At 61.9% G+C, this 14,958-nt stretch carries 10 protein-coding genes; 7 read left to right on the forward strand and 3 right to left on the reverse strand.

From position 1 onward, the window contains the following. Window positions 1-3: 3 nt before the first annotated feature. The 5 genes from BLQ85_RS18240 to BLQ85_RS18260 all read left to right on the forward strand — a co-directional run bounded on the left by BLQ85_RS18240 (window position 4) and on the right by BLQ85_RS18260 (window position 7,028). On the forward strand, window positions 4-789 hold the full coding sequence (locus tag BLQ85_RS18240) for a Stp1/IreP family PP2C-type Ser/Thr phosphatase (RefSeq protein WP_074578987.1): 786 nt from the start codon (window positions 4-6) through the stop codon (window positions 787-789). A 38-nt stretch (window positions 790-827) separates the two neighbouring features. Further along, window positions 828-1,487 carry an FHA domain-containing protein gene (locus BLQ85_RS18245; RefSeq protein ID WP_007870233.1) on the forward strand — a complete coding sequence of 220 codons (660 nt, stop codon included), beginning with the start codon at window positions 828-830 and terminating at the stop codon, window positions 1,485-1,487. A 62-nt stretch (window positions 1,488-1,549) separates the two neighbouring features. Beyond that, window positions 1,550-3,799, forward strand: coding sequence for a CHASE2 domain-containing protein (locus BLQ85_RS18250; protein ID WP_074578989.1), 2,250 nt, complete (start codon window positions 1,550-1,552; stop codon window positions 3,797-3,799). Between the two features lie 35 nt (window positions 3,800-3,834). Beyond that, entirely contained in the window at window positions 3,835-4,626 is a 792-nt protein-coding gene (locus tag BLQ85_RS18255; protein ID WP_074578991.1) for a 3',5'-cyclic-nucleotide phosphodiesterase, read from the forward strand. Then, the gene (locus BLQ85_RS18260) at window positions 4,623-7,028 is read left to right on the forward strand and encodes a GspE/PulE family protein (RefSeq protein ID WP_074578993.1); all 2,406 of its coding nucleotides are present in this window, start codon (window positions 4,623-4,625) and stop codon (window positions 7,026-7,028) included. Before BLQ85_RS18255 ends, BLQ85_RS18260 begins: the two co-directional genes overlap by 4 nt. 27 nt (window positions 7,029-7,055) lie before the next feature. Here BLQ85_RS18260 and BLQ85_RS18265 read toward each other — a convergent pair whose 3' ends face one another. Genes BLQ85_RS18265 through BLQ85_RS18275 form a run of 3 tightly spaced genes read right to left on the reverse strand, consistent with a single transcriptional unit; the run spans window position 7,056 to window position 13,720 of the window. Continuing rightward, the gene (locus BLQ85_RS18265) at window positions 7,056-9,170 is read right to left on the reverse strand and encodes a tetratricopeptide repeat protein (RefSeq protein WP_074578996.1); all 2,115 of its coding nucleotides are present in this window, start codon (window positions 9,168-9,170) and stop codon (window positions 7,056-7,058) included. After that, a complete protein-coding gene (locus BLQ85_RS18270; RefSeq protein WP_074579000.1) occupies window positions 9,157-11,334 on the reverse strand; it encodes a tetratricopeptide repeat protein in 2,178 nt (725 codons plus the stop codon). The genes BLQ85_RS18265 and BLQ85_RS18270 overlap by 14 nt, the downstream gene beginning before the upstream one ends. Beyond that, window positions 11,321-13,720 (reverse strand): tetratricopeptide repeat protein, encoded by a 2,400-nt coding sequence (locus BLQ85_RS18275; protein WP_254806474.1) that lies wholly within the window; start codon window positions 13,718-13,720, stop codon window positions 11,321-11,323. The genes BLQ85_RS18270 and BLQ85_RS18275 overlap by 14 nt, the downstream gene beginning before the upstream one ends. 242 nt (window positions 13,721-13,962) lie before the next feature. On the opposite strand from BLQ85_RS18275, the gene BLQ85_RS18280 reads away from it, so the two are divergent. Together BLQ85_RS18280 and BLQ85_RS18285 are read left to right on the forward strand one after the other, a co-directional pair. Beyond that, the gene (locus BLQ85_RS18280) at window positions 13,963-14,262 is read left to right on the forward strand and encodes a hypothetical protein (RefSeq protein ID WP_074579002.1); all 300 of its coding nucleotides are present in this window, start codon (window positions 13,963-13,965) and stop codon (window positions 14,260-14,262) included. 231 nt (window positions 14,263-14,493) lie between these two features. Continuing rightward, on the forward strand, window positions 14,494-14,955 hold the full coding sequence (locus BLQ85_RS18285) for a pilin (RefSeq protein WP_074579004.1): 462 nt from the start codon (window positions 14,494-14,496) through the stop codon (window positions 14,953-14,955). Window positions 14,956-14,958: the final 3 nt, after the last annotated feature.

Raw genomic sequence — 14,958 nt, forward strand, 5'->3', positions numbered from 1 at the left:
AAGATGATCTACGAGATTTGTACACATACCGACCCAGGGTTGACGCGGGACAACAACGAGGATGCGGTGGCGTTTGACCCGGCGACGCGGCTTTGCATCCTGGCGGACGGCATGGGCGGCTATAACGCCGGCGAGATCGCCAGCGGCATGGCCGTGGCCTTCATCAAGTCGGAAATGGGGCGCTGGCTGTCCCAGGCCGGCCGGCATGCGAATGCCAAGGAAGTGCGCCGGGCGATGGAAATCTGCGTGGAAAACGCCAATCATTCGATTTTCAACGCGGCCAACTCCAATCCCCAGTACACGGGCATGGGCACCACGCTGGTCGTGGGCGTCTTCCAGGACGGGCGCCTGATGCTGGGCCATATCGGCGATTCGCGCTGCTACCGCCTGCGCGGCCAGGAACTCCAGCAGATCACCAAGGACCATTCGCTGCTCCAGGAGCAGATCGACGCCGGGCTCATTACCCCCGAGCAGGCGTTGACCTCCCTGAACAAGAACCTGGTGACGCGCGCCCTGGGCGTGGAAGACACCGTGCTGGTGGAGGTCAACGAGCACCGCGTGGAGCCGGGCGATCTTTACCTGATGTGTTCCGACGGCCTGTCGGACATGGTGGTGGACCCGGGTATTGCAGCCATCCTGACGGGCGCCGGGACGCTGGAGCAGAAGTCAAAGCAGCTGATTGCGGCGGCGAACGAGGCCGGCGGACGCGATAATATTTCCGTCTTGCTGGCTTACGCGAAAGAAGACTCGGCCAAGCGCGGCCTTTTGTCGAGAATGCTGGGAAAATAAGCGGTGACTGAAAATTTAAAAACAGACAGGAGTCGGCCATGCCGAAAATGATCGTCTCTATTGACGGCGTTGTGATCAAGGAAGTCCAGTTGACGAAAGACAGGACGTCCCTGGGCCGCAGGCCCTACAACGATATCGTCATTGACAACCTCGCTGTCAGCGGGGAGCACGCCGTCCTGCAGATGTCCGGCAACGAGGTGTATCTTGAAGACCTCAACAGCACCAACGGCACCTACGTCAACGGCAAGGCCGTGAAAAAACTGCTGCTGCAAAACAGCGACACGGTGGAAATCGGCAAGTACAAGATCAAGTACGTGAACGAGGCCCAGCCTGCCGGTTTCGAGAAAACCATGATCATCAAGGCCGGCTCCGCGGGCCTGGTCGCGCCTCCCGCCGGTGCGCCGGCGGCGGCGCCTGCCGCCGACGTGGGCGGCAACATCAGCGCGGCCATCAAGGTCATGTCGGGGGCTGCTGCAGGCCGTGAGGTGGCGCTGGTCAAGGTGGTCACCACCATCGGCAAGCCGGGTGTCGCGGTGGCCGCGATCACCAAGCGGCCGCAGGGCTTTGTCGTGGCCCACGTGGAAGGCGCCGGGAAACCGACCCTTAACGGCGCGCCTATCGGGGCCGAGCCTGTCATCCTGAAAAACGGTGACATGCTCGAGCTGGCCGGAACGCAGATGCAGTTCGTCCAACATTGACCCGGGTGCCCGCCCGGGCTTCGCTATAACGCGAACCGTCAGCACCCAACACCCGAGGTCTCATGAGACTCCTCTCCCGGCACTGGCCTCGCATCGCTGTCACGCTGATCCCGCTTGTGTTTGCCTTGCTGCATGCCAGCGGGGTCGTGCGCCTGGGGGTGTTGCAGCGGCTGGACGACATCATCTACGACGCGCGGCTTCGGGCAACCATGCCGCGCACGCTCGATGAGCGCATCGTCATCGTCGACATCGACGAAAAAAGCCTGGCCGAGGTCGGCCGCTGGCCCTGGGGGCGCAACAAGCTCGCGGAGCTGGTCGAGGAACTGCAGGACCGCCAGAAGACCGCATTGCTGGGTTTTGACGTGGTGTTCGCGGAGGCCGACGAAAGCTCGGGCCTGAAACGGCTCAAGCAGCTGGCGCAGGCCGAGCTCAAGGACCAGCCCGGTTTCTCGGAAAAACTCAACCAGTTGCAAGCCGGCCTGGACTACGACGCGGTGTTCGCCAAGGCGATCGAAAAGCGGCCCGTCGTGATGGGCTATTACTTCACCAGCGACCGCGACGGGCGCGTCAACGGCGTCCTGCCGGCGCCCGTCATGGGCCGCGACGCGCTGGCCGGCCGGCCTATCAAGTTCACCAGCTGGAACGGCTACGGCGCCAACATAGAGCAGCTGGCCAAGGCCGCGCCGCTGGGCGGCTTTTTCAATTCCATCACCGAAGGCGACGGTGTGGTGCGCTCCATCCCCCTGCTGGCGGAATACAAGGGGCAGTACTACGAATCGCTGGCGCTGGCCATGTTCCGCATGCTGGCGGGCCTGCCCCGGGTCGAGCCCGGTTTTCCGCCGGAGAAATTCCTCACGCGCAATTACCAGGGGCTGGAAAGCATTTTGCTCAAGCAGGGCAGCAAGACCCTGGCGATTCCGGTCGACGACCGCGTCGCCACCCTGGTGCCGTTCCGCGGCCATGGCGGCGCCAACGGCGGCTCCTTCCGTTACATCTCGGCCGCCGACGTGCTGGGCAAGCGCCTGGCGCCCGGCGCCCTCAAGGACAAAATCGTCCTGATAGGCACCACGGCGCCCGGCCTGCTTGATTTGCGGGTGACACCGGTCGGGGAGACCTACCCCGGCGTGGAAACCCATGCCAACGTGATCTCGGGTTTCCTGGATGGCAAGGTGTTCGTCAAACCCGATTACGCCGTCGGCTTTGAGATTGTCATCCTGCTGCTGTCAGGCCTGACGCTGGCCTTCGCGCTGCCCATGCTCTCGGCTTCCCGGGCGGTGCTGGTCAGCCTGGCCGTGATCGCCGCCATCGGCGGGCTGAATTTCTGGCTGTATGCGGGTTACGGCCTGGTGCTGCCGCTGGCCAGCGCGCTCGTCATGGCGCTGACGGCCTTCGCGCTCAACATGAGTTACGGCTATTTTGTGGAAAGCCGCTCCAAGCGCGAGCTGGCCAACCTGTTCGGCACCTATGTGCCGCCCGAGCTGGTCGACGAGATGGTGAAGGATCCCGACAGCTACAGCATGAAGGCGACCACCAAGGAGCTGACCGTCATGTTTTGCGACATGCGCGGTTTTACCAAGATGTCGGAGACCATGGAGCCGACCCAGCTGCAGGCGCTGCTCAACAGCGTCTTCAGCCGCCTGACGGACCTGATACGCGGCAACCGCGGCACCATCGACAAATACATGGGCGACTGCGTCATGGCGTTCTGGGGCGCCCCTGTCGACACGCCCGACCACGCGGCGCTGGCGGTGAAAACCGCGCTCGAGATGTCAAACGCCGTGCGCAGGATCAATGAAGAGCACAGGACCAAGGGTTTACCCGAGATCGGTATCGGCATAGGCCTGAACACCGGCACCATGTGTGTGGGCGACATGGGATCGGACATCCGCCGCAGCTACACCGTGATTGGCGATGCTGTGAACCTGGGCTCGCGCCTGGAGGGCTTGTCCAAAACCTATGGTGTCGATATCGTGGTCAGCGAGTCCACCCGCAAGCTGGCTGGGGATTTTGCATGGCAGGAACTGGACAAAGTCCGCGTGAAGGGCAAAGATCAGGCTGTGGCCATTTTTTGGCCGTTGGCGCCGGCGGACCGGATCGACAAGGACAATGCGGACGAGCTGAAGACCTGGGGCCTGGCCCTGAAGGCCTACCGGGCCCAGGATTGGGACCAATGTGACGTGCAGTTACTAAATTTGCAGCGGGCAAATGGCAAAAAGTTCCTTTACCGGCTTTACGCGGAGCGTGTAGCCTCGATGAGGCTGTTGCCGTTTGATCCGGAGTGGGATGGCGCAACCAATTTTGAGACCAAATAATACAAAGACCAACTCAGGGCCAACCGGAAAACCACATGAAAGTACGTGTACTAGGCTGCTCGGGAGCCATCGCCAAGGACTGCCGGACCACGTCTTTTCTGCTGGACCATGATTTGTTGGTCGATGCGGGCACGGGCGTGGGCGACCTCACGCTTGACGAGATGGCCGGCATAGACCATGTGCTGCTGACGCACTCGCACCTGGACCACGTCGCCGCGCTGCCGCTGATGGTGGACGCGATCGCCGCGCGACGCACCACGCCGATACAGATCCACGCGCTGCAAGGCACGATCAACGCGCTGAAGGCGCATATCTTCAACAACACCATCTGGCCGGATTTTTCCAGGATCCCCACGCCGCAGGCGCCATTCATCAGCTTTCACCCCCTGGATGTGGGGCAGACCCTGCTGCTGGCGGGAAAACACGTGGAAGTGCTGCCCGCCGTGCACACCGTGCCCGCAGTGGGCTATGCCGTGGCAACCGGCAAGGGCTGTTGGGTGTTCACCGGCGACACCGAGCAGAACCCGGCGCTGTGGGCCCGTATCAACCAGATGAACGTGGCCATGCTGGTCATCGAAACCGCCTTCAGCAACCGTGAGCGCGACCTTGCCAAGCGCAGCCTGCACCTGTCGCCCCATGCGCTGGCCAATGAGCTTGACTGCATAGAGCGCGGCAGGAACTACCCGATTTACATCACCCACACCAAGCCCGCCGAGACCGACCTCATCATGGCCGAGATACAGCGTTTCGACCAGACACGGCCGTTTGGCCCCAATGTGACGCATGACATCCGGTGGTTGCGGGCAGGCCAGGAGTTTGAACTATGAGCGCCGTACTGCAACGCGATCCCCAGGACGAGTTTTTCGACTCGCAGATGCTGCCGCCGCAAGAGCGCGGCGTTACCTTCGAGGCGTTGTATTTCCGGCAGCTGCAGCTGGTCACCAACCGCATCCACGAGACCGAAAACATCGACCAGATCATGCTGGAGGCGAGCCAGGACATCTGCAAGCTCTTCAACGCCGACCGGCTGACCTTGTACGCGGTCAATGAAGACCGCAGTTCCATCGTCTCCAAGGTCAAGACCGGCCTGAACACCAGCCGCGACCTGAAGCTTCCGGTCAGCGCGCAAAGCATTGCCGGGTATGTGGCCATGTCCCGGCAGATGGTCAACATCGCCGATGTCTACGACGAAGAGGCCCTCAAGAAAATCCATCCGGCCCTCAGCTTCCTCCAGGAGGTCGACAAGCGCTCGGGCTACAGGACCAAGCAGATGCTGGTGGCGCCTGTCATGGACGGTGACACGCTGTACGGCGTGCTTCAGGTCATCAACAACCGCAGCGACCAGCCCTTCGGCAAGCTCGAGGAGGACGGTGCGCGCCAGCTCTGCAAAACGCTGGGCATCGCGATACGCCAGCGCATGCAAAGAGCGGAGGACGGCCAGCGCCGCAAGGCGACCAAGTACGACGGGCTGGTCACCGAAGGCGTGCTGTCGCAGAACGAGCTGCAGCAATGCATCCAGCAGGCGCGCGAGGAGGGCAAGTCGGTCGAGCACATGCTGATGGCCAACTACCATTTGCGCCCCGCCCAGATCGGCCAGTCCCTGGCGAAGTTTTTCGGTGTGGGCTACGAGGCCTTCAACGCCGGCCGCATACGCTCCGAAATGCTGCACGGCCCGCTCAAGCGCGATTTCATCGAGCAGCAGGGCTGGATACCGCTGGAAGAAACCACCGAAGGCCTGGTGATCATGTGCATGGACCCGGAAGCCGTGCGCGGTGCGCGCGTCGTGCCGCAGGTGTTTCCGCGCATCACCAAGTTCGCCTACCGCGTCACCACCCAGACCGAGTTTGAGGAAACGCTGAACCAGCTGTTCGGCGCCGGCGCGGACAGCAGTTCCATCGACCAGTTGCTGGCGGACATGGACTCGCCCCTGGAAGGTGAGGCCGCGGACGATTCCTCGCTGGAATCCGCGGCGGCCGACAACGAGCTGGTCAAGTTCGTCAACAAGGTCATCATCGACGCCTACAACCAGAAGGTGTCGGATATCCACATCGAGCCCATGCCCGGCAAGGCCAAGACCGGCATACGCTTTCGCGTGGATGGCACCCTGCAGCCCTATATCGAGGTGCCGGCGCAGTTCCGCCAGGCCATGGTCACCCGGCTCAAGATCATGTGCGACCTGGACATTTCCGAAAAGCGCAAGCCGCAGGACGGCAAGATCAAGTTCAAGAAGTACGGCCCGCTGGACATCGAGCTGCGCGTGGCGACGATTCCCTCGGCCGGCGGCGTGGAAGACGTGGTCATGCGTATCCTGGCGGCGGGCGAGCCGATTCCGCTGGAAAAACTCGGGCTGACGGCACACAACAAGGAGCGGCTGGAAAAAACCGTCTCCAAACCCTACGGCCTCTTTTATGTCTGCGGCCCCACGGGCTCGGGCAAGACCACCACGCTGCATTCCATCCTGAAATTCCTCAACACGCCGGACACCAAGATCTGGACGGCCGAGGACCCGGTTGAAATCACCCAGAAGGGCCTGCGCCAGGTGCAGATCAACCGCAAAGCCGGCATCGACTTCGCGCTGGTCATGCGCGCTTTTTTGCGAGCCGACCCCGACATCATCATGGTCGGCGAGTCGCGCGACAAGGAAACGGTGGCCATGGGTGTCGAGGCTTCGCTGACCGGCCACATGGTGTTCTCGACCCTGCACACCAATTCGGCGCCGGAGTCCATCACCCGCCTGCTGGACATGGGCATGGACCCCTTCAATTTCGCCGATGCGCTGCTGGGCATCCTGGCGCAGCGCCTGGCCAAAAAACTATGCGACTGCAAGGAGGCCTACCAGCCGAGTTCGCAGGAGATCAATGCTTTCATCAAGGAGTACGCCGAAGAGCTGCGCCATACCGAAGCCTGGAAGGCCGATGAGGGCGGCGAGTCGCAAAAGCTGTTTGAAGACTGGATGGAGCGCTACGGCAAGGACGGCAAGCTCACCCTGTACCGCGCCGTGGGCTGCGACAAATGCGGCAAGACCGGCTACAAGGGCCGCGTCGGCCTGCACGAACTCATGATCGCCGACGACGCCGCGAAAAAGCTGATCCAGGAGCGCGCCCGCGTGGCGGAGCTGTTCGCCAGCGCGGTCAGCAGCGGCATGCGCACATTGAAGATGGATGGCATGGAAAAAGTGCTGATGGGCCTGACCGATTTGAAAATGGTGCGCTCGGTCTGTATCAAGTAAGGCCTTGCCGGCAGCAAACCGGGTGATTCAGTTCGCGGTTTGCGCCTCGCACCACTTTCGCCACACGCTGCGCAGGGCTTCTTCGAAATGCCGGGCAAAGCGAGGCGCGTCGAAAACCGGTGAAGCCAGCACCTGCTCCCTCATGCCGGCGCGCAGCGATGCCAGGCGCGGCAGGTCGCCGGCATGCAATACAGCCTTCTTGACATAGTCATCGGCATCCTCGGCCACCCACTCGGGCAAGCCGGCATTCATCAGCAAGCCAACCCCCTGGCGGGCCAGAAAACTCTTGCCCGCCAAAGTCAGCACCGGCACGCCCATCCACAAGGCTTCGGCCGAGGTTGTTCCGCCCGTGTAGGGGAAGGGGTCGAGGGCGATATCAACCTGCTGGTAGGTCGCAAGATAGGCCGCGCGAGGCCCCGCGCTCAGCACCAGCAGCCGCTCCGCGGTTATGCCGTGAGCGGCAAAACGCCCGGCAACGACACCTTGCCAGCGGACTTGCTGATCCGGTGGCGCCACGAGTTGCAAGCGGCTGCCGGGCACGGCATGCAGTACCCGGGCCCACAGGGCGACGACGGCGTCGTTCATCTTTGACAGGGTATTGAAGCAGGCAAAGGTCACGTAACCGTTACGCAAGGCGGGAAGAGGCGTGACATCCACATCGTGTGCGGGCGGGGTAAAACAAAGCCGGGTTTGCGGCAGTCGCAGGATCTCTTCGGTGAAATGGCTCTCCAGCTCGGAGGGCAAGGTCCAGGGGTCGGCAATCAGGTAATCGATGGCCGCGACGCCGGTGGTGGCGAAGTAACCCAGCCAGCTGATTTGCACGGGAGCGGGTTTCCAGGCAAAGACCGGCAGGCGGTTCTTGCCGGTATGGCCGGACAGGTCGATCAGGATGTCTATCCCGTCATCGCGGATGATCCGGGCCATGGCTTCGTCGGACAGGCCGACCACGGATTGCCAGCGATGGAAGTGGCGCTTGATCCGGGCCGTGACTTCGTCGGTATCCAGGGAGTTGGAGTAGGCCAAGAGCTCCACGCGGCCGGATGCTTCAGTTGACAATGCGGCCAGCACGTTTTCAATAAAGTGGCCCACCGGGTGTGAGCGTAAATCGGCCGAGACAAATCCGATGCGCAAGCATTTGGAAGGATCGGCGAGATTCCCCGGGGCACCAGCGGGTGGGGCCAGCCGCGCAACCATCGCGCCGAAGCGCCGGGCTTCTTCCAGTTGCTGCTCGGCAGAGAGTCTGGACAGCAAGTGCTGAATTAGCAGAACGTTGCTGTGCGCGATCGGGAAATCAGACTTGATGGCCAGCGCCCGACGGTAGCTCTCGAGAGCCTCGTCCAGCAGGCCGGTATCCTTGAGCGCGGCCGCCAGGTTGTGGTGCACCCCTGCGTTCTCGGGTTCGAGTTCCAGCACCTTTCGGTAGCTTGCCACCGCATCATTGAACAGGCGCAGCCCGATGGACACATCACCAAGGTTGCAATGCGCATCGACAAAGCCGGGCCTGAGCTCCACCGCGCGCCGGAAATGGATCGCGGCGTCTTGCATACGGCCCAGGTGGCGCAAGAGCAGGCCCTGGTTGTAGAGTATCTCCACATTGTCGGGATCAAGCTCCAGCATGCGGCGGTAGACGGCCGCGAGCTCATTGGAGCGCCCGAGCCGTCCCAGCAGCTTGACCAGTTTTTCATGGCTCTCGGCGTAGTCGAGCCTGATCTCCAGTGCGCGGCGATAGCTTGCCACCGCCGCATTGTCCTGCCCGAGTTCTTCAAGCGTCGTTCCCAGGGCCATCTCCGCCTCGGCGAAATCCGGCTTGAGCGCCAGCGCTTCGCGGTAGGCGGAAACGGCCGCCTCGTGCTGGTCCAGCCGCGCGTGAGCGGCGCCCAGGTTGAAGTGGGCGCCGGCCGAGTCCGGCTTGTACTGCACGGCTTTGCTGAAGGCCTCCAGAGCCGGCTGTGCATCGCCGCGGTCCAGCAAAATCGTGCCCCGGTTGAAGTGGGCTCGCGCCAGCTCGGGCATCAGGCTGACGGCCATGTCGTAGCAGCGCAGCGCCTCTTCGATTTGCCCTTGCTGCTCGAGCGCCATGCCTTGATCCAGCAACTGCTCGGCGGACGGCGTGGCGTCCATCGCCGACTCAAATCTTCCCATTTCGTGCCTCTTCAATATGTGGTGGAGCAGAGAACTGTGAGGTATTCTGCCCGCACCACTTGTGCCACACATCGCGCAGGGCGATTTCAAAGTGCCGGGCAAAACGCGGCGCGTCGAAAATCGGCGAAGCCAGCACCTGGGACCGCAGGCCCGCGCGCAGCACGGACAGCCTTTGCAAATCGCCGGCATGTGCAACTGCCCGTTTCACATAGTCGTCCGCATCAGTGGCAACCCACTCGGGCAATCCGGCATTCATCAGCAACCCAACGCCCTGGCGCGACAAAAAGGTATTGCCCTCCAAAGTCAGCACCGGCACCCCCATCCACAGCGCTTCGACGGTGGTGGTCCCGCCCGTGTAGGGAAACGGATCCAGGGCGATGTCCACCCGATGGTAGGTTTGCAGGTATTTGGCGCGCGGCACGGGCCCTTGAATCAGCAGCCTCGCCGGCTCAATGCCGTGCGCCGTGAACCGCTCCAGCGTTGTTTGCCGGTTTGAGGCCTCGTTGAGCTGCGAGGCCATGAGGTGCAGGCGGCTCCCCGGTACCGCATGCAATATCCTGGCCCACAAGGCAACGACGGCGTCGTTCATTTTGGGCAGCGCATTAAAGCAGGCGAAGGTGATGTAACCGTTGGCCAGTGCGGGCAGCGCTGCCGTGCCCAGGTCAAGCGTGGGAGCGGTAAAGCACAGCCGGGTCTGCGGCAGGCGCAGGATTTTTTCGGTGAACTGGCCTTCCAGATGGGCAGGCAGCGTCCACGGGTCGGCAATGAGGTAATCGATGGCCGCCACGCCCGTGGTGGCAAAGTAGCCCAGCCAGCTGATCTGCACGGGGGCGGGCCTTGCCGCAAAGACGGGTAGGCGGTTGCCTCCCGTGTGGCCGGACAGGTCAATCAGGATGTCTATGCGGTCATCGCGTATCTGCTGGACCAGCGATGCATCGGATCGGTCGTGTACCGGATGCCAGCCCCGGAGGTGGGATTTGATCCTTTCGGTCACCTCGTCAGACTGCGATGAATTGGAATAGGCGAAGAGCTCCAGGCGTCCGGCTGTTCCAGCCGACAGGGCGGCCAGAATGCTCTCCACAAAATAACCCACGGGATGCGCGCTCAAGTCCGCCGAGACAAAACCCACCCGCAGGCATCTGTCGGGCATCGGGCTGTTGTGCAAGGGCTCGAAGGGTGGGGCCAGGCGGGCGACCGTTTCGCCAAACCGGCGCGCTTCCTCGAACAATTCTTCAGGCGGCTGTTCGGACAGGTAGTTCTGAACCATCAAAAGATTGCTGTGGGCCACCGCCAGTTCCGGCCTGAGGGTCATGGCCTTGCGGTAACTCACCAGGGCCTTGCCCAGGTCGCCGAGGTCCTTGAATGCGCTTCCGATGTTGTTGTACGCATCCGCGCTATCGGGGTTGAGTTCCAGTACCCTGTGATAGCTTGCCGCCGCATCGCCGAACTGGTGCAGGTCCATCAGCACGTTGCCGAGGTTGCCATGCGCGGCCAGAAAGTCCGGCTTCAACTTCACCGCAAGCCGGTACTGGCTGACCGCCTCGTGAAACTGGCCCTTGATGTTCAGGAGGAGCCCCAGGCTGTTAAGGGCATTGACATTGTGGGGGTCCCGAACAAGGATCTGGCGAAAGCAGGCTGCGGCCTCGTCGAATTGATCGAGCCGCATCAGGAGGTAAGCCAGCTTGTCCTGCGCCTCGGCGTAGCCGGGTTCGATCTCCAGGACACGGCGATAGCTTTTGATGGCCTCCTGATCGTGTCCCTGCTCCTCCAGCGCCGCGCCCAGGGCCATCTCCGCCTCCGCAAAATCAGGCTTGAGTGCGAGCGCCTGGCGGTAGGCTGACACGGCCGCCTCATCGCGGTCCAGCCGGGCATATGCCGCCCCCAGGTTGAAGTGAGCGCCGGCCGAGTCCGGCTTGTACTGCACGGCCTTGGTAAAGGCCGCCAAGGCCTCCTGCGCATCGCCGCGGTCCAGCAAGATGGTGCCCCGGTTGAAATGCGCCCGCGCGAGTTCCGGCATCAGGGCTATGGCAGAGTCGTAGTGCAGCAAGGCCTCTTCGGGCTGTCCTTGCTGCTCCAGCGCCATGCCTTGCTCCAGCAGTTGTTCGGCCGATGGTTCGGGCTTCAATGGCTCCCCGGCCTTGGCAGCCGGCTCAAGCGCGCTCATCGCCTGCTACCCGCCCGTGTGTGGCTGCGGGCGCGGTGTTTTCCGCGCACCACGCGTGCCACATGCCGCGCAGTGCCGTTTCAAAGTGCCTGGCAAAGCGCGGCGCATCAAAGATCGGCGAGGCCAGCACCTGCGACCGCAAGCCTGCGCGCAACGCTGACAGTTTCTGCAAGTCGCCGGCATGCGCGACGGCACGGGAGAGGTAGTCGCCGGGGTTCGAGGCGACCCATTCGGGCAGTCCCGCATTCATCATCAGGCCGACGCCTTGGCGCGACAAAAACCGTTCGCCGGCCAGCGTCAGCACCGGCACGCCCATCCACAAGGCTTCCACCGTCGTCGTCCCGCCCGGGTAAGGAAAGGGATCCAGGGCGATGTCCACCCGCTGATAGGCGGCCAGGTAGTTCTCCCGGGGTACATAGTCTTCCAGGATCAACCGGCCGGGTTCGATGCCGTGGGCGGCGAAACGGGCCAAGACCTCGCGTTGTGCGGACGCCTGCTGCAGCTGGCGGGCCTTGAGAAACAGGCGGCTCGCCGGTACGGCATTCAGTACCTGTGCCCACAGTGCCACGACGGCATCATTCATCTTGGTCAGGTTGTTGAAGCAGCCGAAAGTGACATAGCCGTTGGACAGGGCCGGAAGCGGTGAAACGGTCACGTCCGCGCGTGGCGGCGTGAAGCACAGCCGTGTCTCGGGCAGGCGCCAGATCTTCTCGGTGAAACTGCCTTCCTCGCTGTCCGGCATGGTCCAGGGATCGGCGAGGAGGTAGTCCATCGTCTGCACCCCGGTGGTTGCGAAATAGCCCAGCCAGGACAGCTGCACTGGTGCGGGTTTCCAGGCGAATACCGGCAGGCGGTTGTACGCGGTATGCCCCGAGAGATCAATCAGGATGTCAATGCCGTCTTCGCGTATCAGTTCGGCCACGTGTTCATCGGAAAGCCCCACCACCGGATGCCACGCGTGGCAGCAGGCCTTGAGCCGCTGGCTGAGTTCATCATCGCAGCTGCGCGTGGGATAGCCGAACAGTTCCAGCGAGGTGGCGCTGGAGGCCAAGGCTGCCATCACAGCATCCAGAAAGTAGCCTACGGGGTGGATACAAAAATCCCCGGAAACCAGGCCTATGCGCAGCCGGCGATCTGGGTCGGGTGGATTGGCCCAAGCCATCGCAGGCCGGGCACGGCGCGCAAGCACATCGCCAAAACGCCTGGCCTCGGCCAGTAAATTCGCTACAGGCTGGTCGGCCAGGTAGTTGTGTACGAAGAGCAAGCTGTTGTGGGCATCGGTGAAGTCCGGCTGGAGCTCCAGCGCGCGACGCGTGCTCTCCAGCGAGCTTTCAAGCTGCCCAATATCCTGCAGGGTATTTCCGAGATTGCTGTGGGCCTGCGCGTAATCAGGCTTGATGGCCAAGGCCCGCCGGTGGCATTCAACCGCCTCGTCAAATTGCCCCTGTGTTTGAAAAACCGCGCCCATGGCGGTAAGCGATTCGGCGAAGTCAGGATTGATCTCCAGCGCCTGGCGGTAACTTTCGACGGCAGAATCGGCCTGCCCCAGGTCGGCCAGGAGATTGCCCAGGTTGTGATGGGCTTCGATGAAGTCCGGCCGGATCTCTAGCGCCTGGCGATAGCTGTCCACGGCCTGCGTGAGCTGCCCCAGCGTACGCAAGGTGGCGCCGAGGTTATTGTGCGCCAGCGCATCCTCCGGGTCGACCGCCACTGCTTGGCGAAAACTGGCGGCCGAATCTTTAAATCGGCCGAGCTTTCTCTGGACTGCTCCCAGGTTGTTGAGCCAGCCCGCGTTGTGGGGGTCGGTTTCCAGCATCTGGCGATAGGTCTCCGCGACCTCATCGAATCGTTCCGACCGGCTCAGTACCTTGACCAGTTTGTCGTGGACCTCGGTATAAACGGGATCGATCTCCAGTGCGCGGCGATAGCTTGCCACCGCCGCTTCATCCTGCCCGAGTTCTTCAAACGCGGCGCCTAAGGCCATTTCGGCCTCGGCGAAGCCCGGTTTGAGCGCGAGCGCCTCGCGGTATGCCGAGACGGCTGCCTCATGTTGATCCAGCCGTGTGTAGGCGGCTCCGAGGTTGAAGTGGGCGCCGGCCGATTCCGGTTTATAGCGGACGGCCTGCGTGAAGGCCTCCAGGGCTTGCTGCGCGTCACCGCGGTCCAGCAAAATAGTGCCCCGGTTGAAATGCGCCCGCGCCAGCTCGGGCATGAGCTTCACTGCAGTGTCGTAGCAGAGCAGCGCCTCTTCGGGCCGCCCTTGCTGCTCAAGTTTCATGCCGTCCTCCAGCAGTTGCTCGGCGCCTGGGCCGCTGGGTTTCAAAAACTCCCCGGCATCTCCGGCGGTGGTACGCCCGCCCTTCATGATTCGATCAAATATCCCCATCCCTTGCCTCTTCAATTTATTGCGGCCTCGGCCGAGTGGTTTAATGGGTGCGCTGAAAAGACGCCTATGCGGTTGTCTTGTCGAATGCGGATGGCCGCCCGTCGGATCGAAGGCATTGGACGCCGAAAGTCATCGCCCTTGAATCGCAATTCGAACGAAAGGCAAAAATCGCCTCGAACCCGGTACATTGCCATGACCCTATTTTTATAATGCCACAATCGTGAAAAGCACCCGGAGGCCACATGATATTGAGTTGGTTTGACGCTCGTGAAGCGAAGACGTTTGGCGAGTCCCTCGCACGGTATTTCCTGGAGGGCATGCCCCCGGCCAATCAGATTGGGGACAAGGCATTCGCGCAGAAGTCCACCAAGTTGCTCGGAAAAATGGCGGACCAGATCTACCATTTCAAAAGGCAGCACAAACTAAATATCTACAAAAAAGCTCAGCTTGGCAATGCCTTCAAATGGAAGCTCAAGGATGCCGGTGTTGCGCCGGACTATACGGATGAACTGACCAAATGGCTGATCCGGCATATTGGGTGAACTGGGTAAACAGCCCGGAGGCTCGTCGCCAATTCGGTTTGGGGAGGATGGGGTGACAAAAATGCCATTTCCCATGACTTGAATTGACAAGAAGCGCCACAAGTAAGCCGGCTTTTGGCTTGCTCCCCATGCCAGAGCCGCCAGTTCAGGGGCTAAGTCCGGTCTGGCACAGAAACTGCTGTAATCTGCCAGCTATCTGTGTTTGTTTGTTTTTCATTTAAGGAGCTTTTTATGAAGCGTTCTCTCCAGCAGGGTTTTACCCTGATTGAATTGATGATCGTGGTTGCGATCATTGGTATTTTGGCTGCGGTGGCCCTGCCGGCTTACCAGGACTACATGGTCCGCGCCAAGGTCTCTGAAGTTGTGCTGGCCGCATCGTCGGGCCGTACGGCTGTTTCCGAGACCTTCTCGCAAAAAGCCAAGATGAACCTGAATCACGCATCGATGGGCGTGCAATCCCAGACTTCACGCTACGTCGCGACGGTCGTCTATTCGTTCAACAACTCCACCCAAGGCGACATCATCGTGACGTCTTCGAACGATCCTGGACTGTCCGCTGCGGCCAGCAAGACCATGATCCTGCGCGGTGAAGGTAACACCCAAACAGGCACCGTCGCCTGGACCTGCGGTACCGATAACACCGCCAATGCGATCCCCAAGAAGTACCTGCCAAGCTCGTGCAAAGACTTCTGATCG

The sequence above is a fragment of the Polaromonas sp. JS666 genome (assembly GCF_900103405.1).
Taxonomy (GTDB): Bacteria; Pseudomonadota; Gammaproteobacteria; order Burkholderiales; family Burkholderiaceae_C; genus Polaromonas.

Excerpts from the sequence above, each read along its gene's own strand:
- BLQ85_RS18240 (WP_074578987.1), top strand. The coding sequence starts at position 4 with ATGATCTACGAGATTTGTACACATACCGACCCAGGGTTGACGCGGGAC.
- BLQ85_RS18245 (WP_007870233.1), top strand. The coding sequence starts at position 828 with ATGCCGAAAATGATCGTCTCTATTGACGGCGTTGTGATCAAGGAAGTC.
- BLQ85_RS18250 (WP_074578989.1), top strand. The coding sequence starts at position 1,550 with ATGAGACTCCTCTCCCGGCACTGGCCTCGCATCGCTGTCACGCTGATC.
- BLQ85_RS18255 (WP_074578991.1), top strand. The coding sequence starts at position 3,835 with ATGAAAGTACGTGTACTAGGCTGCTCGGGAGCCATCGCCAAGGACTGC.
- BLQ85_RS18260 (WP_074578993.1), top strand. The coding sequence starts at position 4,623 with ATGAGCGCCGTACTGCAACGCGATCCCCAGGACGAGTTTTTCGACTCG.
- BLQ85_RS18265 (WP_074578996.1), bottom strand. The coding sequence starts at position 9,170 with ATGGGAAGATTTGAGTCGGCGATGGACGCCACGCCGTCCGCCGAGCAG.
- BLQ85_RS18270 (WP_074579000.1), bottom strand. The coding sequence starts at position 11,334 with ATGAGCGCGCTTGAGCCGGCTGCCAAGGCCGGGGAGCCATTGAAGCCC.
- BLQ85_RS18275 (WP_254806474.1), bottom strand. The coding sequence starts at position 13,720 with ATGGGGATATTTGATCGAATCATGAAGGGCGGGCGTACCACCGCCGGA.
- BLQ85_RS18280 (WP_074579002.1), top strand. The coding sequence starts at position 13,963 with ATGATATTGAGTTGGTTTGACGCTCGTGAAGCGAAGACGTTTGGCGAG.
- BLQ85_RS18285 (WP_074579004.1), top strand. The coding sequence starts at position 14,494 with ATGAAGCGTTCTCTCCAGCAGGGTTTTACCCTGATTGAATTGATGATC.